18 protein-coding genes and 2 pseudogenes are annotated in these 21,913 nt (G+C 44.2%); 5 read left to right on the forward strand and 15 right to left on the reverse strand.

Annotated features, from left to right (window positions below; all coding sequences use genetic code 11):
* Positions 1 to 98 precede the first annotated feature (98 nt).
* Positions 99 to 3,212: a TMAO reductase system sensor histidine kinase/response regulator TorS gene (gene torS, locus ACVBJC_RS03715; RefSeq protein ID WP_447159534.1), complete on the forward strand. Its 3,114-nt coding sequence runs from the start codon at positions 99 to 101 to the stop codon at positions 3,210 to 3,212.
* Positions 3,213 to 3,342: 130 nt separating this feature from the next.
* Here torS and torD read toward each other — a convergent pair whose 3' ends face one another.
* The 7 genes from torD to ACVBJC_RS03750 form a co-directional block, all read right to left on the reverse strand.
* Entirely contained in the window at positions 3,343 to 4,008 is a 666-nt protein-coding gene (gene torD / locus ACVBJC_RS03720) for a molecular chaperone TorD (protein ID WP_447159535.1), read from the reverse strand.
* Complete coding sequence (torA, locus tag ACVBJC_RS03725; protein WP_447159536.1) at positions 4,005 to 6,503, reverse strand: trimethylamine-N-oxide reductase TorA; 2,499 nt, start codon at positions 6,501 to 6,503, stop codon at positions 4,005 to 4,007. The genes torD and torA overlap by 4 nt, the downstream gene beginning before the upstream one ends.
* A 14-nt stretch (positions 6,504 to 6,517) precedes the next feature.
* Entirely contained in the window at positions 6,518 to 7,696 is a 1,179-nt protein-coding gene (gene torC / locus ACVBJC_RS03730) for a pentaheme c-type cytochrome TorC (RefSeq protein ID WP_447159537.1), read from the reverse strand.
* Between the two features lie 41 nt (positions 7,697 to 7,737).
* On the reverse strand, positions 7,738 to 7,908 hold the full coding sequence (locus tag ACVBJC_RS03735) for a periplasmic nitrate reductase, NapE protein (protein WP_447159538.1): 171 nt from the start codon (positions 7,906 to 7,908) through the stop codon (positions 7,738 to 7,740).
* Between the two features lie 253 nt (positions 7,909 to 8,161).
* Positions 8,162 to 8,536 carry a DUF2956 domain-containing protein gene (locus tag ACVBJC_RS03740; RefSeq protein WP_447159539.1) on the reverse strand — a complete coding sequence of 125 codons (375 nt, stop codon included), beginning with the start codon at positions 8,534 to 8,536 and terminating at the stop codon, positions 8,162 to 8,164.
* A gap of 111 nt (positions 8,537 to 8,647) precedes the next feature.
* Positions 8,648 to 10,099: a heme anaerobic degradation radical SAM methyltransferase ChuW/HutW gene (gene hutW / locus ACVBJC_RS03745; RefSeq protein WP_447159540.1), complete on the reverse strand. Its 1,452-nt coding sequence runs from the start codon at positions 10,097 to 10,099 to the stop codon at positions 8,648 to 8,650.
* A 329-nt stretch (positions 10,100 to 10,428) separates the two neighbouring features.
* Entirely contained in the window at positions 10,429 to 10,857 is a 429-nt protein-coding gene (locus tag ACVBJC_RS03750; RefSeq protein ID WP_447159541.1) for a PACE efflux transporter, read from the reverse strand.
* 210 nt (positions 10,858 to 11,067) lie between these two features.
* Between ACVBJC_RS03750 and ACVBJC_RS03755 the strand changes: the two genes are divergently transcribed.
* Entirely contained in the window at positions 11,068 to 11,961 is an 894-nt protein-coding gene (locus ACVBJC_RS03755; protein WP_447159542.1) for a LysR family transcriptional regulator, read from the forward strand.
* An 89-nt stretch (positions 11,962 to 12,050) separates the two neighbouring features.
* Here the strand turns inward: ACVBJC_RS03755 and ACVBJC_RS03760 are convergent.
* From ACVBJC_RS03760 to ACVBJC_RS03795, 8 genes and pseudogenes are all read right to left on the reverse strand, one after another.
* Positions 12,051 to 12,311: pseudogene (locus ACVBJC_RS03760) on the reverse strand (ElyC/SanA/YdcF family protein); the annotation flags it as partial.
* Positions 12,312 to 12,577: 266 nt separating this feature from the next.
* Positions 12,578 to 13,110, reverse strand: a pseudogene (locus ACVBJC_RS03765) (dihydrofolate reductase family protein).
* Between the two features lie 119 nt (positions 13,111 to 13,229).
* Positions 13,230 to 14,027, reverse strand: a complete 798-nt coding sequence (locus ACVBJC_RS03770) for a heme ABC transporter ATP-binding protein (RefSeq protein ID WP_447159543.1) — start codon at positions 14,025 to 14,027, stop codon at positions 13,230 to 13,232.
* An 11-nt stretch (positions 14,028 to 14,038) separates the two neighbouring features.
* Complete coding sequence (locus tag ACVBJC_RS03775) at positions 14,039 to 15,055, reverse strand: FecCD family ABC transporter permease (RefSeq protein ID WP_447159544.1); 1,017 nt, start codon at positions 15,053 to 15,055, stop codon at positions 14,039 to 14,041.
* A gap of 45 nt (positions 15,056 to 15,100) precedes the next feature.
* Positions 15,101 to 16,033: a heme/hemin ABC transporter substrate-binding protein gene (locus ACVBJC_RS03780; protein ID WP_447159545.1), complete on the reverse strand. Its 933-nt coding sequence runs from the start codon at positions 16,031 to 16,033 to the stop codon at positions 15,101 to 15,103.
* A gap of 96 nt (positions 16,034 to 16,129) precedes the next feature.
* Complete coding sequence (locus tag ACVBJC_RS03785) at positions 16,130 to 16,543, reverse strand: ExbD/TolR family protein (RefSeq protein ID WP_447159546.1); 414 nt, start codon at positions 16,541 to 16,543, stop codon at positions 16,130 to 16,132.
* Positions 16,540 to 17,319, reverse strand: coding sequence for a MotA/TolQ/ExbB proton channel family protein (locus ACVBJC_RS03790; protein WP_447159547.1), 780 nt, complete (start codon positions 17,317 to 17,319; stop codon positions 16,540 to 16,542). Before ACVBJC_RS03790 ends, ACVBJC_RS03785 begins: the two co-directional genes overlap by 4 nt.
* Before the next feature lie 141 nt (positions 17,320 to 17,460).
* Entirely contained in the window at positions 17,461 to 18,204 is a 744-nt protein-coding gene (locus ACVBJC_RS03795; protein ID WP_447159548.1) for a TonB family protein, read from the reverse strand.
* 334 nt (positions 18,205 to 18,538) lie between these two features.
* On the opposite strand from ACVBJC_RS03795, the gene ACVBJC_RS03800 reads away from it, so the two are divergent.
* From ACVBJC_RS03800 to hutZ, 3 genes are all read left to right on the forward strand, one after another.
* The gene (locus tag ACVBJC_RS03800) at positions 18,539 to 20,602 is read left to right on the forward strand and encodes a TonB-dependent hemoglobin/transferrin/lactoferrin family receptor (protein ID WP_447159549.1); all 2,064 of its coding nucleotides are present in this window, start codon (positions 18,539 to 18,541) and stop codon (positions 20,600 to 20,602) included.
* Positions 20,603 to 20,678: 76 nt separating this feature from the next.
* Entirely contained in the window at positions 20,679 to 21,191 is a 513-nt protein-coding gene (gene hutX / locus ACVBJC_RS03805) for a heme utilization cystosolic carrier protein HutX (RefSeq protein ID WP_447159550.1), read from the forward strand.
* 83 nt (positions 21,192 to 21,274) lie between these two features.
* Positions 21,275 to 21,844 carry a heme utilization protein HutZ gene (hutZ, locus tag ACVBJC_RS03810; protein WP_447159551.1) on the forward strand — a complete coding sequence of 190 codons (570 nt, stop codon included), beginning with the start codon at positions 21,275 to 21,277 and terminating at the stop codon, positions 21,842 to 21,844.
* Positions 21,845 to 21,913: the final 69 nt, after the last annotated feature.

Raw genomic sequence — 21,913 nt, forward strand, 5'->3', positions numbered from 1 at the left:
TTGTACCAGCTTAACAGATAACAGTGAGTGTATTGTTTTTGCCAAAATCACCTTTGCCTAAATTATCCCTATCAACAAAAAGCCTAACAGGTCGCCTTATGCTGGCTTTTGGTTTGCTAGCCTTATTATTGCTGCTGTTGGTTAGCCTAGGGAGTATTAGTCTGCGTTGGGTTCAAGAGGCAGATAAATATTTATATAACCGCGCGTTACCTGCATCAGAAGCGGCCAGTGAGTTGGCTCTTTCGAGTAATGCCTTAGCTGAAAATGCAAAACAATTAGGCCAGACACAAGATGAGTCTCAGCGTCAGTTTGTGGGGCGTAAGTTGTCAATTGAAAGCGCGACCATGGTTGGTGCAATTCAGATCCTCAAGGCGCTAGAGGTGAATTTCGACTTAAGTCTTGAGCAAAGCGCATCGGATATTATTGTCGACATTTCAAAGCTGGGTGAGCAGGTTGGCCAACGTATTGAGGTAGCTTACAATTTAAAAATGCAGGGCAAAGAGTTAGTCAATGCGGCCAATAAAAGTACCGAGTTACTCTTGGCGGAGCTCGCTATTGTTGATTCGGGTATTTTGTCTAAGCTGAGCCTAGCTTACCCCGAGGCGGTAGGCGCTGAAAAAACTGCGCAGTTACTCGATACATTGATTGAGCAAGATTTAGATACTCAAGAACGCCTCAATCGCGCGTTAAAAATAGTGCATAACATTGCGCTTATGGGGCAGATGTTCCAGTCTCCAGAACTGGAGTCCGGTATTTATAGTCTGCTGGGTAACATGAGCAGTCGTACCACTCCTGTGGTGCGCGACCTCTCTTTTCAAAATCGTGTACCTTTGCAGCTCCCGGCTAAACCTCTTGCCAGCAGAGGGAAAGCAGTGGCTGGCACATTTGGTGATGTTGAGAAAAGATACCTTTCTTCTCTGACAAGTCTAACGGCCATTATTCGTGACCCTAATCGCGCCAAAGCCTTATCTAAGCAATTTTCTCTACTGCAAAAGTTACCGCAAAGTATGATATTGCAACAGGAATACACCCAATACAATCGAGCGCAAGAGCTGCAACTACAACAGATAACCGACAAACTGGATGTACTCAATAAGGTGGTGGCGAATGCCATGCAGCAGCAACGTTTAGAAGCTGAGAATGCCAGAAGTGCCTATCTCAAGCAGCTAAGTTGGTCAAAGTTGGGCCTGTGGGTGACAGGGCTATTGATGTTTTTGGTGATCTTTTTTGTGGTCTACAGAGTTATTTATAAAGGCATTGCACTTAAGCTTGATGCGGCGACTAAGGCGTTGGCCCAGCTGAGCCTTGGCAATACAGCAGTAACCATTGATACCCAAGGTGATGATGAACTCGCCGCGATGGCGAGTGCTATTAAAGCGTTTAAACAGAAAACTGACCATAACCAAAAATTACAGGCTGAATTACGTGATATCGCTGCCGAATTGTTTGAACATAAACAAGCGTTGGAAGCTAAGGTTGAGGCGAGAACACTTGAGCTTGCGGAAGCGAATATTCAGCTAGATAAAGAATCCAAAGGTCATGTGTTAGCCCGTGATATGGCTGAGCAAGCTAATCAGGCTAAGTCGCTGTTTTTGGCGACGATGAGTCATGAGATCCGTACGCCGCTTAATGGTCTACTGGGTACCTTAACCTTGCTTGGGCATTCTAACTTGCCAGCTGCTCAGCAACAGATGTTAGCACTCTCTCAATATAGCGGTACCTTGCTGCAAACCGTGTTGAACGACATTTTAGACTTCTCTCGCTTAGAGCAGAGAAAACTCGCTAATGAACCGCGCGCGGTCGATATTAACGAGTTACTCGATCAAGTGGTGGCAATTATGCTTGCCGGTGCCGGACTTGCTGGATTAACGCTGCGCTCCAATCATGCAGGCTTACCTCAATGGGTTTATATCGATGGGCCCAAACTCAGGCAGGTATTGCTTAATTTATTAGGCAACGCGATTAAGTTTACTCCTCGAGGCATGGTTGAGCTCACGGTTGAAGCTAAAGACAGTCAACTGCTGTTTACCGTGCAAGATACTGGTGTTGGTATTGATGCTAAAGCGATGAAAAAGCTTTTTAAAGCATACAGTAATGAGTCGAGTAAAGGCCGGGACCGTGGTACAGGTTTAGGCTTAGCTATTTGTAAGCAGCTTGTGGAATTAATGAATACCGGTGCAGAGACTGAAAATCATGGCGTCTGGGTAAAGAGTGAGCTGGGTAAAGGCAGTACCTTTGGTTTTTCACTCCCATTAATGCGTTGTGATAGACCCGATATTGAACTGCAAGCTACGGCTGTGCATGTTGAATCCAAACATATCTTAGTGATTGAAGATAATAAAATTAACGCCATGGTAGCTCAAGGCTTCTTAGCCCATTTGGGGCATACATCAGTATTAGCCCAAAGCTGCGAAGCGGCGCGGAAAATTTACCATCAACAAAGCGCAGAGCAGTTTGACGCCATCATGCTCGACATTCAACTTGGCGACGGTTCTGGGGTCGCATTATTGGCAGAGCTGCAGCAGGTGAATAAGCAGGCTCAGCATCAGATAGAAATTGCCGCATTTACCGCGCAGGTGCAAGCTGATGATATAGATAACTACCATGAAAAAGGCTTTAACCTAGTCTTGATGAAACCCTTAGACATGCAAGCCTTATCAAACTGGTTGGGGGAGGCAGAGCCATCAGCAGGTAAAGAGCCTTCAGCAAGTATAGAGCCGTCAGCAAGTATAGAGCCATCAGCGGGTAAAAAGCCTTCAGCGAATATAGAGCCCTCAGCGGGTAAAAAGCCTTCAGCAGGTATAGAGCCCTCTGGGGGCAAACACCCTTCACCTTTTCAATTGCTCGATGAAGTCCAGTTAACTCAAGACTTAACTTACCTCGGCCTAGAAACTGTAATAGAGCTAGCAACGCTTTATCAAGACACCAGTCAGGTGCATTTTGACAATTTATTCAAGGATGATTCACTCAATAACAGGTTACTCAAAGACGGTGTCGATATTGGTCATATATTACATGCCCTAAAAGGGAGTAGTGCCAATATGGGCTTAGGTGAGTTATCAAAGCAGTGCAAGGCACTTGAAAAGTCCGGCTTAACTCTAAGCGAGTATCAAGCCAGCGAGCTTGAAATGCTCAAAGTATTATGGCAAGCATCAATCGCCCAATTACAGGCTTGGATAGAGCAGCAAAAATCTGAGCGTAACGGTTTGTAAAAGTGCAATCAATTAAGGTTCGCTGCTCGATTAGCAGATGATTAACAGACATAAAAAGCGTGAGAGAACTTAAGTTCACTCACGCTTTTTATGGACGGTTTTTAATAGACGCTTGGTAATAGCTTTGGGGTTAGCTTAATTCAGATGCTAACCATTCGGCATCAGACTTAACCCAAGAATAGGTGAGTCTTGCCAAAGCTTGATAGAAGTTACCATGATCAACTTCGGTGACTTTAGCCACAAAGTTATTTAGCCAATTAGCTAAGTTGTCTTGAATAAAGCTGAGCTGAGCAGCGTCATCACTATGGGTACAAAGGTGAGCGACATAAGCCAAGATCACCGCAAGGTGATCGGCAGGCTCTGGAAACTCGCTTTGTACTTGTAGCTGACTCTGCTTCAAAAACTCACTCATCTGCTGATGCTGCTCACCAAAGAGCAGTGGCTCATCGCCTTTTCTTGCTGGCTTGTTGTCTAAATACAAGCTTGCGTAGGGCGATGCACTGAATTTAGTGCCAACTAAGAACAAGCCACAATAATCAGCAGCAAGTTCTAGTAGTGCCTTATCGGTGTTAAGCGTAGCAAGCTCTGCAACCAAGGTATTTACATCGGCTTTAAAGGCGCTTTCACTGCTCAGTTGTGCCCAGAAAATCTGCGCTTGCTCACTGGTTAAATCATGCAGTGTTTTATGATCAATTTCTTTCGCAAACAATGACGAAAGTAACTGATAAATAGTGCTTCGAACCTGATTAACTGGGTTAACCTCTATTGACTCTGCGTTTACAGCATCTGTACTCATAGTGCTATCTCAACCGGACCACTGAATGAACTGACTGCAGGTACTTTACCTTGATACTTTTCGTAGTCAACAAGGCAAGTATAAGCAGAACAAGCCTGTGCAAGCTTAGAGGTACCGATATCTAGTGTTAGGGTATTTGGATCGCCATAACTGTCTAGCGCGCCAATTTCTGCACCACCTTCTTTGCTACCATCTTTGCCAACCGGCCCATACCAAGCACCCTCTTGAATACGGATAACGCCTTCAGGGAACTTATCCGATACTACGGCACCGGCAATAAGCTGACCACGGTCGTTAAATACACGTACAATATCGCCAGATTTAATGCCGCGTTTCTTGGCATCTTCTGGGTTTAAGTATACTGGCTCACGCCCTTTAACTGTGTAGGTTTCACGGAACTCGGTTGATTCACACATTTGTGAATGCAAGCGTTTGTCCGGATGACAAGACTGCAACCAAATTGGGTGCTTCTTAGAACCTGGACCGCCATGACTACGTTCAACCTTTTCCATCCAAGTTGGGTGGCCTGGGCAGTCATCATATTTGTAATTAGCTATTTTACGGCTGTAGATCTCAATCAGGCCAGAAGGGGTACCTAATGGATTGATCTCTGGGTCGTCTCTAAATGCCTGATGGCGAACCCAAGGTTTACCTTCACCAAAGTTTACATAGCCAGCTTGCCAGAACTCTTCAAATGATGGCATTTCAAACTTGCCTTTATTCGCCGCTTTACAATCGTTGTATAGCATCTCTAGCCACTGATGCTCAGTCATGCCGCGAGTGTACTCTTGTGCTTTACCTTCGCCTAACAGTGCTGCAAATCGAGTGAATATTTCAAAATCTGACAGACTCTCGTATAGCGGCTCGACCATTTTCTGCATGGCAAGCAAGCCGCGGTTAGCATAAGATCCGTAGACGTCGAGATCGTTACGTTCGAACGTGGTACAGGCTGGCAGCACGATATCAGAGAAACGACAAGCTGCAGTCCAGTTCATATCGATAGACACAATACACTCAAGCTTGAAGAAGGCTTCCTTCATGCGGTTACGGTCTTGGTGGTGGTTCCATGGGTTGTTACCAGAGAACACCATCATCTTAATGTCTGGGTAGGTGACCTTAGAGCCGTTTGCATCGATGGTTTTACCTGGTTCAAGAATTGAGTCAATCCAACGGGCAACAGGAATAACACTACTTGCACCTTTAAAGTCTGTGCTATCAAAAAGTTGCTTTTGGCCATCGTCAAGGTTACGTGGAAACGCACCTGGCGCCGCGGCACCTGAAGATGGAATACCAATACCTGAGTAATGGTGGCCATAGCTAATACCGCCGCCAGGCAAACCAATTTGGCCTATCATGGTCGCAAGTACCGCAGACATCCAGTATGGCTGCTCACCATGCTGCTGACGCTGTACACACCAACCCATCAAAATTTGAGTGCGGGCCTTGGTCATGACTTTTGCAAGATCACGGATAATCTCTGGAGAAACACCACAAATTTTTGATGCCCATTCAGGTGTTTTTTCAACACCATCAGTTTGGCCTTTTAGATAAGGTAAAAACTTGTCAAAGCCTAAGCTATAGCCTTCGATAAACTCATTATCGTGTAGGTTTTTTTCTACCATTTCATGGGCAATAGCCAGCATGAATGGCACGTCGGTTTGTGGGTTTATGTATAAATGCTCACAACCTAGGTATTTCTGTGTTTTGGAAACAACAGGGTCGATACTGATAACACGGATCTCGCCTTTAGCAACCTTCTCTTTTAACTGAGCAAGGTAGGCATATGATTCATGGGTTTCAGCATTCCAGCCAACCTGTAGGTTTTTGTATGGATCATTTGACCATAAAATAATCGTTTTAGAGTGTTCAAGGATCAGTGACCAAGAGGTACCTTGTGCATACACTTCGGTAGAGCCTAAGACGTAAGGCAAAATAGTTTGCCCTGCACCTGTTGAGTAGTCACCGACTTTTTTAACAAAATTACCGTGCATGGCGACTGCGCGCTGCATGTGGCTAGTACATGAGTGCAGCTGACCGGTTGCACGCCAACCTGTTTGTCCAGCGTGCAGTCCTGATGGACCATATTTTGTTTGAATAAGATCGAGTGAGTCTTTAAACAAGCCAAGTGCTTTGTCCCAGGTCACACGAACAAAGCGGAAGTCACCACGTTGTTTAGTGTCGCTTTGGTGACCTTTTAATAAAAAGTCTAAGCGAACCATTGGGTAGCGAATACGTGATTCGTTATAAACTAACCCTTTAATGCCGTTGATCATATCCGTTGGATACATATCGGTATCGAAAGGAATAACCTCAGAGATCACGCCATTTTTACGCTTCATCTTGAACGCACCCATGTGCGAACCTGTTGTAAGCCAGCCGTCACTTGCATCGGCACCTGATGCTGCTAACGCATTGAGAGGTGCAAGTACTGATGATCCGCTAAGTACGACATAAGATGTTCCTACTAAGCCTTTTAGAAAGTCTCTTCTGTTCATTGCATTATGTCCTATTAGTGAGCCGACTTATCGAAAGTTGATGAATGCTCTTGTAAATACTTCTGCACCAAAGCTTGCGTATCTTGATCCATGTTGACGAATGCGATCATGCCTTGGAACATGCCTGGCCAAGTATTTGCGTCAAAGTGGGCAGGTGCTGGTTGAGTGTGACATACACTACAGCTGGTATCGTATGTGCTACGAGCGTAATCCCATAGTGGCTGTAGATCAGATAATAAGTAGTCAGTATCTGTCCAAATGTCAGCTTCTACACGTTGCCAAATTAGGCCCGTCATAGGATCTTCTTTCTCTTCGAATGTCTTAATCACACCTTCTTCTAGCGCAGCATCTTTAGTGAGCTGAGCTGAAAGGATATTTAAGCCAAAGTCGTAATAGATCACGCGGCCAGCACCGATTTTCTTTCTCCAGCCGTCAATACCAATCTTGGCGCGAGTACCCACAACTTCAAGCACTTTGACCTTAGTTGCGATATTTAGCGTACCCGCTTCAACGTCAGTTTTATCGTTGAAGAATAGTGGCTTGGTTAGCGCAGTGAAGTAGCTTTGTCCTACTTGAAGACCGCTAATGCCACGACCGACTTCAGCAATCAATTCAGGTGCACGAGCTGTACCCATGTCAGGTAGCGTATGTGCAATACCCTTATGGCAGTCAACACAACTTTGGTCTGTCTCAGCAGCGCGCTTCATTTGCTTAACTGCAAGCTTAGACATGGTGTCCCACTTCATTGAATCGTAGTTATGACAGTTTTTACAGGCTGCAGACTTGTCACGGTCAAATCGTTTCCATTCGCGGCTCGCCATTTCGAGGCGTTTCGCGTTGTACTTTTCAGGCGTATTGACCGTATTGAATAACCAGCCGTATACATCGTGAGAGGCTTCTAACTTACGGGCAATTTTACGGCCATAGTTATGTGGTACGTGGCAGTCTGGGCAGGTCGCACGCACGCCAGAATTGTTAGAAAAGTGCACCGTTTTTTTCAGTTCTTGGTATGGCATGCTTTCCATACTGTGGCAGCTGATACAAAAAGCTTCTGTGTTAGTTGCTTCAAGTGCAGTATTAAAGCCTCCCCAGAAGATAATACCCATTAGGAAAGCTGAAATACTTACAGTGCCTAAAGTCAGATATTTAGCCGGTTTAGTTAGTGTGCGCCAGATGTTAAGTAACCATCTCATAACGGCATCCTCTTAATAGAATTTAAAATAAGTTGTTGAAATTAGTGAGATGGAACGCCTGTAAGTGTCAAGGTTAGCCAGACAATTAAGCCGTATACGCTAACCAAGGTAACGCTTAGCGCAGGGAATAAAATAAAGATGATAAAGCCTAATGCTTTTAGCTCATCTTTTTTGCTACTAACTTGTTCTTTTGGGGGGCATTGCTCAGTCATGACCGTGTGCTCCAGCTAATCCATATATTTTGATAGGCTAAGTATAGATAGATATTGTGAATAGTGATGGAGAGATCAATGAATGAGATAAGACAACTTATGACAAATTATGAACAGATCTCCACCTAACTTTAAAATCAGAATCTAGAAATAAATCAAATGCTAAACAATATGGCGCTAAATGGGAATTGCACTAATGGCTAGTATTAGTGCAATTTCTGAAAGGAAGTGGCAGATAAGGTAAAGATGTGACTTATTGAGTGAGGATTATGTAGATAATAAAGCCAATCCAACTCAATGTGAGCAGTCCCCAAGGCAGGTACGGACTTGCTGCGCGATCTTCAATGTTACTGTGGTCATGATCTTGTTCACTGGCTTCACGCGCTTTACTTCTTAAGTCTTGTTTACGGGCTTTATCGCGCTCTCTTGCCTTACCCTTTTGCAATTTTTTATATTCGGCGATGCCTTTTTCAATCCCCTGGGCGATGAGTTTGGTTTGATCTTTGCTTTGCCCTGGCTTTTGAGTCGCTTTAGCCATTTTCATCGCTTCAGTTTTGCTTTCGGTTGAAATTGACGGTTTTGACATCGGTGCTTTTGAGTTAGTACGCTTTGGGGTTGCTGTTGCCATAGATAAATGAATGCTTAGCTAAGAATATGCGCACTATATCAGCTCTTTAAACAGATTGCAGTGCGCGTAATGGTGACATAAGCCTTGGTTTAGGTTTGGGGAAAATGTAGCCTAGCTGGCAGTTGCATGATTAGGCATTGCAACATGTTTGGGTTTTGGAACGGTACTATTAATCGAATGCCCTGCTGGTTCAAGAGGATTTTCTGCAAGATACTCAAACAAACCCGTTTGCATATTAACATTCCAAAAACGTCCGGCTAATGTAAGTCTTAACTCACTTGAAGTGAGCGTCGCTAACCCATTTTTTTGCCACTCGCTAAACAGTGGCTGTAGGTGAGTGACCATTTCAACAGACAACAAATTAAGTGTTAGTTTACCGCTATCTAAGCCACGCTTAAATATGGCATCTAACTTGGCTGATGGGTTAGGGCTCATCAACATACCCGGCACCTGCACTGGGTTATTTTGTACAGAGGAGGTATCGCTTGATATTGCTGGAGTCATCACTACATCATGAGCTAGATGCCACTGTTTAAGATCTCTGCCGTTCATACAACCGTGGCCGTGAATACTGCCGCCTGCACCTGCGCCAAAAGGTAAGATCTCTATGCCACTTTTTGCCAAGCTATTATAAACGCTGCGCTCACGGCTATCTCGGCGCCAGTGGCAACTAGATAATCGTTGCCAATTTAGTGATTCAAAGTGCGCGGCACCACTGGCATACATATTGGCACGAGTTTGACTGTCTGCTTGAAACTCGCTGAGGGCTGTACCCAGAATTTTGCCTTTTTCACGGGCGTGCTCAATACGAGTGCCACATAGACCAATCAGTTGATACAGATCAACGCCATGCACGCCACTATCAATTACAGCTTGTAGATCTTGCTGCCAAATATCTAAGGTTTGCCCTGGTAAGCCAAAAATCAAATCAATCACAATACTGGCGCTAGGGTGTTGCCTCAATTGCTGTAGGCGGTTAATTAAATAATCTCTATCATCAAAACGACCAGCAGCTTGGCGTACTTGGGTATCGAAGCTTTGCACCCCAAACGAGAACCGGTTGAAACCGTGTGCTATAGCGTTATGCCATTTATCATCATCAAAACCATTAAGCCTACCTTCTAGAGTGACTTCTGCCTTTTCAATTAGCGGAAATCGTCCAATGGCTTCGCCAAGTTGTTTGACTTCGTTGCTACTGATATCAGTTGGTGTTCCGCCGCCAACATAAACCGTATTAAAAGCTTGGCTCTGCACTAAAGGAGTATCAGCAGCGATTTTCAGTTGCTCCGTTAAGTGCTCAATGTAACGGCTTATCCGCTCTGGATTCGTGCCATTTTCGAAGAAATTACAAAAGGTGCAGCGCTTGCGACAAAATGGAATATGTATATAAAGCGCGCGTTCAGATGCTTGGCTGGGTTCTTGCCACCATTGTTGCCATTGAGCAGGCTCAAGAAACACCGGACGGCTGCCACTGCGACCGGCATGAGGTGCACTTTTTACTTTAAAAGCATGTTGCAGTGGGTCTGGGCTGGCAATACCTGTCATGGTTGGTGTTAAAATCATCGCAGTTCTCAATCAATAAAGTTGTTTTGATAATGATAATTATTACTATTTGGTGTTTTGTTGCGATTGATCAAGTTATTGGGCTTTGCAATGTAAAGGTCTCTGCTAAGAGCACCGTCGGCTAACGGCCTTATTTAGTGTGAGTGGAGCATAAAGATAACCGTGTGATGAGTATGGATATGATGCGTATCTGTATATTGCTAATAGGCGGTCTAAATATTGTGAGGGGTATGAGTGGTTCGCTACCGGAATAGTTAATAGCTGAGGCGGGTGTAAAGTTAACTGCTAACGATAAACTAAGCCGTCAGTCAGCAGTTAACGGCTTGTAGTTATGAGCAAGCAATGGTGCGGTTGCGCATAATAAAGGCGCGGGTGTGATCGTAGATTAGGTTATAGGTAAAAGCATAAATGGTAATAAATACCGTTACACCTAAGTCCATAATCAATGCTTCTACGATGCCGATATTGAGAATGTAAGCCATTACCGGTATGGAAAAAAACAGCAAACCGACCTCAAACAAAGTGACATGAATGATGCGCATTTTTAACGGGCGCTTTTCTTTATCACCAGTCATAATTCGGTCGAAACCCCAGTTGAAGATGAAATTCCAAATCATCGCAATAGTGGCTACAGCTATCATCATTCCTGATAGTGACTTGATGTCGAAATCGGTAAAAATGGTTAAGCCGATAACAGATAATGTCACTGCTAGCACTTCAAACAACACAGAGTGAAATACTCGCTCTAAAATCCCCATGGTGTACTCCAATAAAAATATTAACGCTGAAAAGTGACACTGATTATTACAAGAAATGCTAATAGAGAAAGTTAGTAGCTATCACAACTGGTGATAGCTTGTGGGAGGTGATATATTTGGCTGCAGATTTAAGATCAGTATTTGTATTGCGGTTTAGGCAGACTATAAGTTAGCACTGCTCGGTAGAAAGGCTGTGAAAGGAAAAGTGGCATGTATAGTTTTGAGCAGTTAAAAATCTTTGTTGCCGTGTGCGAAACTGGCTCGTTTTCTGCTGCGGCACGTAAGTTAAAGCGGGCGCAATCAGGGGTTAGCCAGGCAATTTCAAATTTAGAGATCGCCATTAATCAAGAGCTGTTTAATCGCGATAAAAATACCCCAGTATTAACTGAAAACGCTAAAGCGTTATTGCCAATTGCGTACTCAATCTTGCATCAACAGCAATACTTCGATCAAAAAGTTGAGTCGTTATCTAAAGTTACTGAGCATGAATTGATTATTGCTGTGGACGAAAGCCTAGTAAACGATGAGCTAGTGGCCATTATTGCACCGTTAGCTGATAAGTTCCCAATTACTCAGTTTGAGATTATTGCCGCATCGACCTTTGATGTTGAAGAGCTGATTCGCCAAGGTAAAGCGCAGGTGGGGATCATTTATGCCGATGGTGAGCTTAAAGTGGATATGGACTTCTTTGTATTAGGGCAGGCGCGTTTTCTGACTATTGCAGCAGCTGAACATGATTTGGCCAAACTGACCTTGGTGCAGGACTCGGATCTAAAAAGCTATCGTCAATGTGTGCACCGCAGTTCAGAGCAAAAGGAATTGTGGTTTAGCTACGTGATAAGCACAATGGCATGGTACGCCAATACTCATCAAAACTTAGTTAGCTTAGTTGGCAAAGGAGTGGGCTGGGCGGTTGTGCCTGAATGGTTAGTGAAACAGAGAATTGAACGTGGCGAACTTGTAGCTTTGCCTGTAGCTCATGAATATCACGGTTGGTTAACCACGGTTGGCTGCTTGATATCGAGAAGTCATGGCTCTGGACCGGTGCTAGAAAGTGTAATTGAAAGTTTAAAGGCCTATTTCTTTAGCTATGATAATCCTTAATCTAGCGGTAATTTGATCTACTATCAAAGCTAACGAGTAGGCGTAAATTCGCAGGAAGTTAGCCTACCTCAACATGTTATCTAAACGCCTCATTCAAAATAGTTAGCCAGATTTCTTCGCTCCCTATTCATAACCGACATTTCATGGGTTTCAAGCTGTTGTAACTTTTCAGTGGACAGCGTTGATCGAGCCGTGCAGTAGTTTAGCTTGATATCTGCAATAGCCCGCGGCATATGAAATGCTGAAGTGACTAAGGTCATTTCATTAAATCTATGTTGCTCAACGATAGATTTAGCCAGCGTGGCATCTTCAAAGGTAAAGCGGCTGAGAGTAATATCGGTAAAGGCGCTGTTATCTACGCCTAACTAGGTTAAATAACGCTGGCAATAAATAGCATGTGGGGTGTCAGTTTGGTTAAAGTGCGCATCAAAGCCCCCAGTGAGTAACAGCATACTATTAGGCGATAGCTAGTATTATCTAAAAGCCGTTTGACAGCGAGCAAACGCGATGGCCAACAGATTACCTGAATCGGCATTGTGGGAGCTTAAAACAATAATTACTTGCTTCATGCTGTAAATAACTATAGCAGTTGGTTTTTTGCCGTTTTTGAGAGTCATTATCGTTGTCTGATAAAGCTATTTTGCACTAGGCAGTCAAGTAAGCGCTCGGCTTGAACATGCTTAAATTTAAGCTGCGTAGCAAGCTCGCCAAATAGGGATATCCCACCACCAAGCAATACCGGAATCGTAGTTATAATCAGCTCATCAATTAAGTCTTGTTGTAAGAAGCCTTGAATAGTTTTACCGCCATCAATATAGAACTCATTATATCCTTTAGCATTGAGCTGCTGGATAAGTTCTGGCAATGACCATTAACCAAAAACACTTTTCCCTCAAGCCCATCAGGCACTTGAGTTAGCGTGTTGCTCAGCACAAATACCGGTTTAGTGTAAGGCCAATCAACCCCAAAGCTGAGCACAATTTCTAAAGTGTTACGCCCCATTATCAGTGCATCAATACGCGCCATAAAGTCACAAAAACCAAGGTCTTAACCATCAGAGTTAGGCACATCATGCAACCAATAAACCTGGTTGTTTTTGTCAGCAATAAAACCGTCAAGGCTGGTGGCGATATATACGATATTTGACATAGTAAGCTCTGAATTTATTTAGAAAAACAGTGTACTTTAAGTGATGCAAAAAGCGAGTCTCCAGTAGGGCAACTATGACTCGTCTTTTAGGTTGAGAATGCTAATCGAAGTCGGTTTTTCTAGAACAGTAAAGGCGTTTGCTTACCGGGTTCCATGACCACCACGGGATCGTAATGCCACACCTGCCTTACTGTTTCTGGCGTTAAGGTTTCACTAGGAATGCCATCGCTGACGATACAACCATTTTCTAACACCACTAATCGGTCAGCATAGCGTGAGGCTTGGTTAAGGTCGTGTAGCACCACTATTACCGCATGATTTTGTTCATGGGCAAGGCTACGTGCCAAGCCTAATACACGATGTTGCTGGGCTAAATCGAGTGCTGAAGTCGGTTCATCGAGCAATAAGATCGGCGATTGCTCAGACTGTGCAAGCTGAGTTAGCACGCGCGCCAATTGTACTCGCTGTTTTTCTCCTCCAGAGAGGGTCGGATAGCTGCGCTCTTTTAAGTGCGAAAGCGCTACTTGTTCAAGCTGCTCAGCAACAAGCCTTTTGCCTTGTTGTTGGTTAAGAGATAGTGGATACAAGCCCATCTCCACTACCTCGCGTACCTTAAATGGAAAGGTGAGTGAGGCATGTTGCGGCAACACTGCCATAGACTTGGCTAGCTGTTGTCTGTCCCATGAACTAAGCGATTTACCATGAATTTTAATGTTGCCCGCCTCTACTTCAACGTCTTGGCAAAGGCTTTTGAGTAGGGTGGACTTGCCTGCACCATTGGGGCCTAGCAGCGCGGTCACCTCGCCGGCTTTAATTTGCAGGTTAATATCAGTAAGTACCGGTTTGTGACCAATGCGCACCGATAATTGGTTTACTTCAAGCACATTTGGCGCCGAGTTTGGGTTGTAAGTCTGCATAATGATTGACCTTAAACTAAGCGATGACGTTGCTTAAGTAGCAACACAATAAAGAATGGTGCGCCCAATAATGCGGTAACTAAACCAACGGGGAGTTCAGACGGCGGCACTAGTGAACGCGCACCGATATCAGCTAAGGCTAAGATTGCTGCCCCTAACATAGCGCTAAGGGGTAAAAGCTGTTTATGATCAGGCCCCACCATCATTCGCACAAGATGTGGCACCACTAAACCAATAAAGCCGATAATTCCGGTAGCAGCAACAGAGATACCAACGCCAATGGCGCATAGTACAATCAACTTTAGTTTGAGTTTGTCGACATTTAAGCCCAAATGGCGCGCCTCAGCTTCACCCAGCAGTAACGCATTAAGAGCTTTAGCGCTGCGGTTAAACTGCCAGCTTATCAATGCCAATGCGACTAAACTTAACATCACGTAATGCCACTGCGCTCCAGCAATAGAACCCATCTGCCATAAGGTCAGATCGCGAAGTGCCATGTCATCAGCCATATAGGTGAGTAGGCCAATACCTGCGCCAGTTAAAGCGGCGACTGCGACACCAGATAGCAGTAATAACACCACCGAAGTGCCACTCGGGCTGCTGGCAAGGCGATACACAATCAAAGTGGTGAGCAGGCCTGCAATAAATGCACTGAGCGCGACCATGTATTCGCCGCCTTGTGGAATAAGCACAATACAGATTGCCGCGCCTAATGCAGCGCCCGAAGACACACCAATAATGCCAGGATCCGCAAGCGGGTTTCTAAATAGTCCCTGCATCACTGCGCCGCACTGAGCCAAAATTGCACCGACAGTTAGCGCCAATAGAGTACGCGGTAAGCGTACATTATTGATCACTAGCTGTTCATGGGGAGCAACGCTACCTAGCTCTAATGGTGTAGCCCAATTCATGACGGCATGAAAACTTACAGTGGGGCTAATTTGCAGTGGACCAATGCTGACAGACATTAGGCTCGTTATCACCAAAGTGGCGAGTAAACTGGGCCAAAGCCAACGACGATTATCCATTATATTTCCTGCTCTTTATCTCTAGAAGCGATAGGGCTATGACAACTAATACCGATTAACACTTATAAAGTCGCTGGCCAATTTGTCGGCGGCTTCAATGGCACTTAACCCTAAACCACCAAGCAGTGCTTGTGGCTTGAGTGATTGAATATGTTGATTCTTACCTGCTGGAGTATGTTCAAGTAGTGGCATCTGTTTTAGCAGTTTGGCGACTGGATTTTGAATCTCTTTATCTGAGCGATTAGAGATCAAAATGACATCGGGTTGCAGTGACAAAATCCCCTCTTGCGACACAGATTTATAGCCACTAAATCCTGCAATATTGGTACCGCCAGCTAACTTGATAATGATATCTGCAGCGGTATCATCGCCGCCCACTCGTGCAGGCCTATCAGGTTGCATCAGTAAAAATAAGACTTTAGGTGCATCGCCTTGCTTTGCTATCTGTTGCTGCTTTTGCTCTATTTGCACAAAAGATTGCTGTACTTGATTTTGCAGTGTTTTAGCTTGTTCTTGGCGATTAAGCAGCTCACCCATTTCATCAATATTGCTTAATAATTGAGACTGAGTATAGGCATCTTGCAGTTGGATCACGTTAACTTTGGCACCGCTCAGCACATCAAGTGTAGCTTTAGGGCCCATAGCGTCGGTGCCCAATAACAAACTTGGCGACAGCGCTAGAATACCTTCGGCGCTTAACATACGGTGATAGCCCAGCTTTTTTACTTCATCATAGCCCTGTGGTAGTTGGCTGGTGGAGTCTACTGCGACTAATTCATCGCCAGCATCTAAAGCCAGGAGCAATTCGGTAACTCCAGCGCCAGCGCTAACTACCCGAGCTTGCAGCCCTGAATGATCGTGGCCTTCATGGGCAAAAGCGGTTTGATTAAATACCAATAGCGACAACAAGGCGCCTGCGAGCACGCATTGCTTGGGCCTATTTTTTAACAGTGGCTGTAACAGTTTTATATGTAACATGGGTAACTCCAAATAAATTAATACAGTTGGATTAGCTCGTTAGCTAATCAAAAAAGGGTGAATAAAAATAATTGACAACAGACTATTTCGTGTCGATTAAGGCTCCATCAAAATTTGGGTGTTACTGATGTTTTGTCGCTGCATAGCAGCCAGTAGCGTCATTAAAGGTTGTATTGGTGCGGTTTTATCGGCAGCAATAATCACTTTGGCTTTCGGTGAGACTTTAAAGGCTTTTGTTAATGCGGCTTCAAAGGCGCTAAAATCTGCGTAGCTTTCGCCATCAAGTGCCCAGTGCGGCTCACTTGCTAGCACATTAATCGCAATATGTTTCTCTTGAGATATTGCTGTCAGCTTTGAGTCTGTTTCGGTCGGTACATCCACAGGTAAGCTTAATAACTGGCTATTAGCTGTAAGCAGCAAAAACACCAATACGATAAAAATAATGTCGATAAGCGGGGTCAGGTCTAGGCCAATACTGCCAGTGCTTTCTTCTATACCTGCACAAATCATGAGTGCTGTCCTACAGTTTGAGCGCTTGTGGTATTGGCTTGAACAGTAGAAGCCGCTGAAACACGATTATTACAGTGAGCCTCTTTACAGGTCGTTGCTTTTGAGCATAACTGCGCCGCGCTGTCACTGCCGATGCTCAGTGCTTGATCAAAGCCTTCTAGCCATAAGTTGAGCAGGTTGAGCGCATGGGCGATTTTATTGCAACGACGATCAGCCCAGATAGTAAATAGGTGTGCCATGGTGATTGCTGGCAGTGCAATAATTAACCCTGCAGCAGTGGTGTTCATTGCTAGGCCTAAACCGGAGGCTAACTGCGATGGAGTAACAGGGCCATCGGATAGGCCTAGCTGGTTAAACATTTCGATTAAACCTAAAACGGTACCAAGCAACCCCAGCATAGGACTAATCACGCCGATGATTTGCAGGATCTTCAAGCCTGATAAAAGATTTGATTTTTGCTTTACTAACCAAAGCGATACTATCTCTTCGCGCATAGCTCTTGATTGATCACCATGACTCAACAGTAGCGCTGTGCCCTTGGCTAACATACTGCGGCCTTGGCTTATTTGCTCCATCAGTTGTTGTCTTTGCTCTGGCGTGGCACTGCGTGCTTGCTGACGCAGTTCTGTTAACCAAGTATCACGTTTAGGTAGCTCATAAAGCATTAGCGCTAGGCGCTCTAAGATGATCATTAAGCTTACAAATGCACAGATAATCAATGGCCAGGTTAGATCACCCAGTTGCTCTGATAGTTGTAGATATAATAGTTGAGACATTCACTTTCCTTGGCGAGACCTAAGCATCGCATTTACGGTAAAAATCAATACAAATAATGTTGCATTATCCCTTAAACACTACATTTTTAGAGCGTTACACCCTTAATGTCTGGCTATCCAAGCAAGACTGACTAATACGGGTTAATTGAGCGCAAACTTCACCGGTACTCTCACCGTATAGGAAAAAGCTGTTTGTGGTTTTGGTGCGGTAAATCGCCACTTTTCAACAGCGCTTAATGCGGCTTTATCGAGTAAGCGATAACCCGAGCTATCCACGAGAGTTAACGACAATTGTTCACCGATCTGGTTGAACATCACTTCAATAGTGGCTGTACCCTGAAAGCCGCGTTTACGGGCTTTTTTTGGGTAATGCGGTTGGCTTGGTGGTGCGGCAAATGTGGGCTGACTTAAGGCGACAGTTTGCTTACTCACACCTTGCTTGGCTTCAACTTTAGCTTGGTTGTGCGATTGAGTTTGCTCAACGTCTGTTGTTGGCTCGTCAGTGACTTTTTGATTAACGTCTTTTACGACTGGATTGCTCGCTGGCTTAGTGACGGATTGCGTTTTTTGCTGGGCAAGCTGAGTTGCTGTAGAGCTTGCTTTTACGGAAGTAGGCTTAACCTTTTGTGGTTCAGCTTTAGCAATAGGTTTAGTCGGCTGCTTTTCAGGTATTTTTTGTTGAGGGTTTATCAGCTTAGGCGCTGCAGGTGTTTCTGCTGCCGCTTGGCTGGCTAGCATAGCAATAGACAAACTTACTGCTTGGCTTGACCCCATCGCTGAACCTGTACTGAGTTGCAATTGGGGCGCAGTATTTTGCGATGCAAGTACGCCACCTTGGATTAATACAGTTAAGCAACCAAAAGCAAAATAACGTTTAGGTGTCATGCTGAAACCTCTTACCTAGCAAATAAAACCAAAAATGAATCAATATCAGCATTTTCTAACTTAACTCCAATGTCATCATCTCCTTTACAATCTTGACAGAAGAATTGATTATTTACATTGTTTACAAATAGTTAGGGTTGGCCTGCTGTTCCTAGAGGCATAAGATATATCAATCCTAACGAGATCGCAAATGATAATGATTTTCATTTGATCTTAATTTTTATCTCAGGTAAAGTGCCGAAAAATAACAAAACAGCGATCTGTTTTTTGGGTATTTGCAATCAGCAGCATCCCAATCGAGACGCTATTGATACTGACCTTGAGGATTGAACCAATGATCAAGAAGCCTGTTGTAATCGCAATTGCGATGGCTCTTAGCTCTAGCGCTTATGCTGCACCAACTCAGCAAACTAATGAGCAACAAGTTACTGAATTTGATGAAGTGCTTGTTACCGCAACCCGCGTTAGTGAAAAAGCATCAGAATCGAGCCGCAGTGTGGCAGTCGTAACTGAAGAACAATTGCAAGAGTCGCAACCAGCATCAGTTGCTCAAGCATTGCAAAACGAAGCAAATGTTAACGTGACCAATGGGCCTCGCTCGTCATCTCAAGGGGTTGAAATTCGTGGTCTAGGTGGTCAGCGCGTATTGCAAACTATCGATGGTGCTCGTCAAAATGCTAACTCTGGTCATCGAGGTACCTACTTTATGGATCCCGAGCTACTAAGCTCGATAGAGGTCGTTCGTGGTCCTGCCAGTAGTTTATGGGGCAGTGGCGCAATTGGTGGTGTAGTGGCTCAAAATACCAAGTCAGCGTCTGACTTTTTAGAAGAGGAAGACACTTTTGGTGGCTACTTAAAGCAAAGTTACGACTCCAATGGCGACCGCGTTAAAACAAGTGGTGCAATATATGGTTTGTCAGACACGAGTGCAGGTAATGTCGATTGGTTGCTAAATGGTAGTTATTACGACAGTAACAACATTAAAATTGGCAATGATAAAACCCTTGAAAACAGCGCATCGGAAGGGACTAGTGGCTTAGCTAAGTTTGGCTGGGATCCGACGGAAGCTCAGCGTTTGCAATTATCTGCGCGCTTTTCAAATATTGATGAATTAGTCCCAAGTAATCCTGCAACGAATGTTGGTAGTTCAGTACCTTTGGTTAAACGTAAAACAGAAGACCAAAATGTGACCTTGGATTACAGCTTTAATCCAAGTGACAATGTGCTGTTAGATCTCAATGCCACTGTGTATTGGAATGGTACCGATTACCATGAGGATCGCATCACTAAGAATCAAGTCGATAATACTGAGTATGACACCTTAGGATTTAGCCTTAATAATAGTTCAACGCTTGGTAATACCGTACTGACCTATGGTGTTGATGGTTATAAAGACTCAATCAAAACAGTGCGTGACGATCGCGGTCAAGCTGGCCAGCGTCCTGATGACATAGATGGTGAAACTACAGTTTGGGGCGCATATACGCGAGCAGATATCAAGCTGGCGGAGAGTTGGTCAGTTGACGCTGCGGTGCGTTATGACGCGTTTAAAAACGACAGCAACAACCTAAATATATCATCGGATGACAATGCGTTTTCACCTTCAGTTGGTCTCATCTGGAAAACGACTGACTGGCTAACCTTAAGTGCACGTTACGATCAAGCATTCCGTGCGCCAAGCATGGAAGAGATGTTCTCAACGGGTACTCACTACTGTATTCCTTCAATCCCGGGATTTTTGCCTAATGGCTTATGTAATACCTTTGAAATCAATCCAGATTTGAAAGCTGAGCAAGCACAAAACAAAGAGTTTAAAGCTGACCTACGTTTTGCCAATCTTGCTGGCAATGATGAGCTTGCTATTACTTTAAACGCATTTAGAAACGATGTAGATGACTTTATCGAGCAATCAGTTTCTAACCCATTGATGGGAATTCCTGGTTTTGAGCAAACAACCTCTTGGAGCAATGTTGACGAAGCTAAACTAACCGGCTTTGAGTTTTCAACTCGCTACCGCTATAACCAAACTCGTGTGAGTTTAAACTACGGTCAAACCGAAGGTAAGGATAAGGCTACCGATGAATACCTATCTAATATCCCAGCTAAAAAACTAGGTATCGATCTATCGCAAGCCATTATGGAAGGCGACATGAAGTTTGGTACTCGCTTTACTTATGTTGCCGACCAAGATCAATTACCAACAGACAACGTTAATCAGTACGATTCTTACAAACTATGGGATGTGTATGTGGCGTGGGAACCTGCCATGGGTACATTCGAAGGTCTACGAGTCGACTTTAGCGTTGAAAATATCGGTGATGAGGAATATCGCCAAGCGTGGCAAACTTTGTACGAACAAGGCAGGAATTTCAAATTGTCAGCGCGCTATAGCTTCTAATTAAGTTAATTGAGAGCGAGGTCGATTCATTAAATTGAGTTGACCTCTTTGCCGTTTATTTTACAGGAGGTATTCCATGTCAGTATCAGTTGAGCAAATCCGTCAGCATTTAGACAATAACCCTGCCGCAATGCCAAGTCAGGTGGCAGTAGAGCTTAACATCAGTGAATTTGCTGTTGTGTCGGCTTTGCCAAAAGACCAGCTTACTATCTTGCCGTTAGCGCAGAAAGACGCATTATTAACTGAGCTTCCAGAATGGGGCAATATGACCACAATCGTGTCGACGTCGGCCAGTATTTTTGAGTTTAAAGGTCGTTTTCCTAAGGGAAAATATGCCCATGGTTACTATAACTTAATCACTAAAGGTGATGGGTTACATGGCCATTTGAAGCTTGATGATATCAGTGCGATTGCGCTTATAAGTAAGCCATTTAGAGGTACCGAAAGCCATTCGATTAATTTCTTCGGTGCACAAGGTGAGGTGGTGTTTAAGGTGTATTTAGGCCGTGATAAAAAACGAGTGTTATTGCCAGATCAAGTAGCACGGTTTATTGAGCTAAAGCATAGCGTTAACTCTGTTACAGCTTAATCAATTGAGTTAATCCATGGCTGATATCGTGACTGCTATCAGCCATTTTAATTTGCCGGATAATAGAAAAAGAGACTAGAGCAATGAGCACTGAAAAAGAGCAACGATTACGAGACAAACTGTTACCAGAAATAGAAGCATTCAAAGCCGAACGTTCAACATTGCAACTGGCAACCCAAGACGCTAATGGTGTGCCAAACGCGAGTTACGCCCCTTTTGCTTTAGCGGATGACGGTTTTTATATTTTAGTCAGTGAGCTTGCCCGTCATGGCACTAACCTCAAAGCTGTAAATCGTTTATCGGTTATGTTACTCGAAGATGAAGCTGAAGCTAAAAGTGTGTTTGCACGTAAACGTTTAACGTTTGATGCCACAGCGGAGCTTGTTGATCGTGAAAGCGAAGTATTTACTAAAGGCGTTGCCGCATTATCAGCGCGCTTTGGTGAGATGATAGATAACCTAGCCAGTCTTGGTGACTTTAATCTGTTTAAGCTCAACCCACACCATGGCCTTTATGTTAAAGGTTTTGGCCAAGCATTTAGCCTTTCTGGCGCTGAATTATTAGAAGTTGATTGGAAGCGTGATGGTCACCATAGTACCCCAAAAGTTGATTTGGATCTGCAACAACCAGAGCTTGTTAATTCAGCCAGTTAATCCTCTTCTCCACAATCAGCTATGATGTTAAAAGTATAAATAAACAAATAACAATGCCCGCCTTTGCGC

Source organism: Shewanella sp. 0m-6 (assembly GCF_052977325.1).

Coding starts and splice junctions, on each gene's coding strand:
- ACVBJC_RS03790 (WP_447159547.1), bottom strand. CDS start 17,319: ATGTCTCAACTATTATATCTACAACTATCAGAGCAACTGGGTGATCTA.
- ACVBJC_RS03755 (WP_447159542.1), top strand. CDS start 11,068: ATGTATAGTTTTGAGCAGTTAAAAATCTTTGTTGCCGTGTGCGAAACT.
- hutW (WP_447159540.1), bottom strand. CDS start 10,099: ATGATTTTAACACCAACCATGACAGGTATTGCCAGCCCAGACCCACTG.
- torC (WP_447159537.1), bottom strand. CDS start 7,696: ATGAGATGGTTACTTAACATCTGGCGCACACTAACTAAACCGGCTAAA.
- hutX (WP_447159550.1), top strand. CDS start 20,679: ATGTCAGTATCAGTTGAGCAAATCCGTCAGCATTTAGACAATAACCCT.
- ACVBJC_RS03785 (WP_447159546.1), bottom strand. CDS start 16,543: ATGATTTGTGCAGGTATAGAAGAAAGCACTGGCAGTATTGGCCTAGAC.
- ACVBJC_RS03750 (WP_447159541.1), bottom strand. CDS start 10,857: ATGGGGATTTTAGAGCGAGTATTTCACTCTGTGTTGTTTGAAGTGCTA.
- torA (WP_447159536.1), bottom strand. CDS start 6,503: ATGAACAGAAGAGACTTTCTAAAAGGCTTAGTAGGAACATCTTATGTC.
- ACVBJC_RS03780 (WP_447159545.1), bottom strand. CDS start 16,033: ATGTTACATATAAAACTGTTACAGCCACTGTTAAAAAATAGGCCCAAG.
- torD (WP_447159535.1), bottom strand. CDS start 4,008: ATGAGTACAGATGCTGTAAACGCAGAGTCAATAGAGGTTAACCCAGTT.
- ACVBJC_RS03800 (WP_447159549.1), top strand. CDS start 18,539: ATGATCAAGAAGCCTGTTGTAATCGCAATTGCGATGGCTCTTAGCTCT.
- hutZ (WP_447159551.1), top strand. CDS start 21,275: ATGAGCACTGAAAAAGAGCAACGATTACGAGACAAACTGTTACCAGAA.
- ACVBJC_RS03740 (WP_447159539.1), bottom strand. CDS start 8,536: ATGGCAACAGCAACCCCAAAGCGTACTAACTCAAAAGCACCGATGTCA.
- torS (WP_447159534.1), top strand. CDS start 99: ATGCTGGCTTTTGGTTTGCTAGCCTTATTATTGCTGCTGTTGGTTAGC.
- ACVBJC_RS03770 (WP_447159543.1), bottom strand. CDS start 14,027: ATGCAGACTTACAACCCAAACTCGGCGCCAAATGTGCTTGAAGTAAAC.
- ACVBJC_RS03735 (WP_447159538.1), bottom strand. CDS start 7,908: ATGACTGAGCAATGCCCCCCAAAAGAACAAGTTAGTAGCAAAAAAGAT.
- ACVBJC_RS03775 (WP_447159544.1), bottom strand. CDS start 15,055: ATGGATAATCGTCGTTGGCTTTGGCCCAGTTTACTCGCCACTTTGGTG.
- ACVBJC_RS03795 (WP_447159548.1), bottom strand. CDS start 18,204: ATGACACCTAAACGTTATTTTGCTTTTGGTTGCTTAACTGTATTAATC.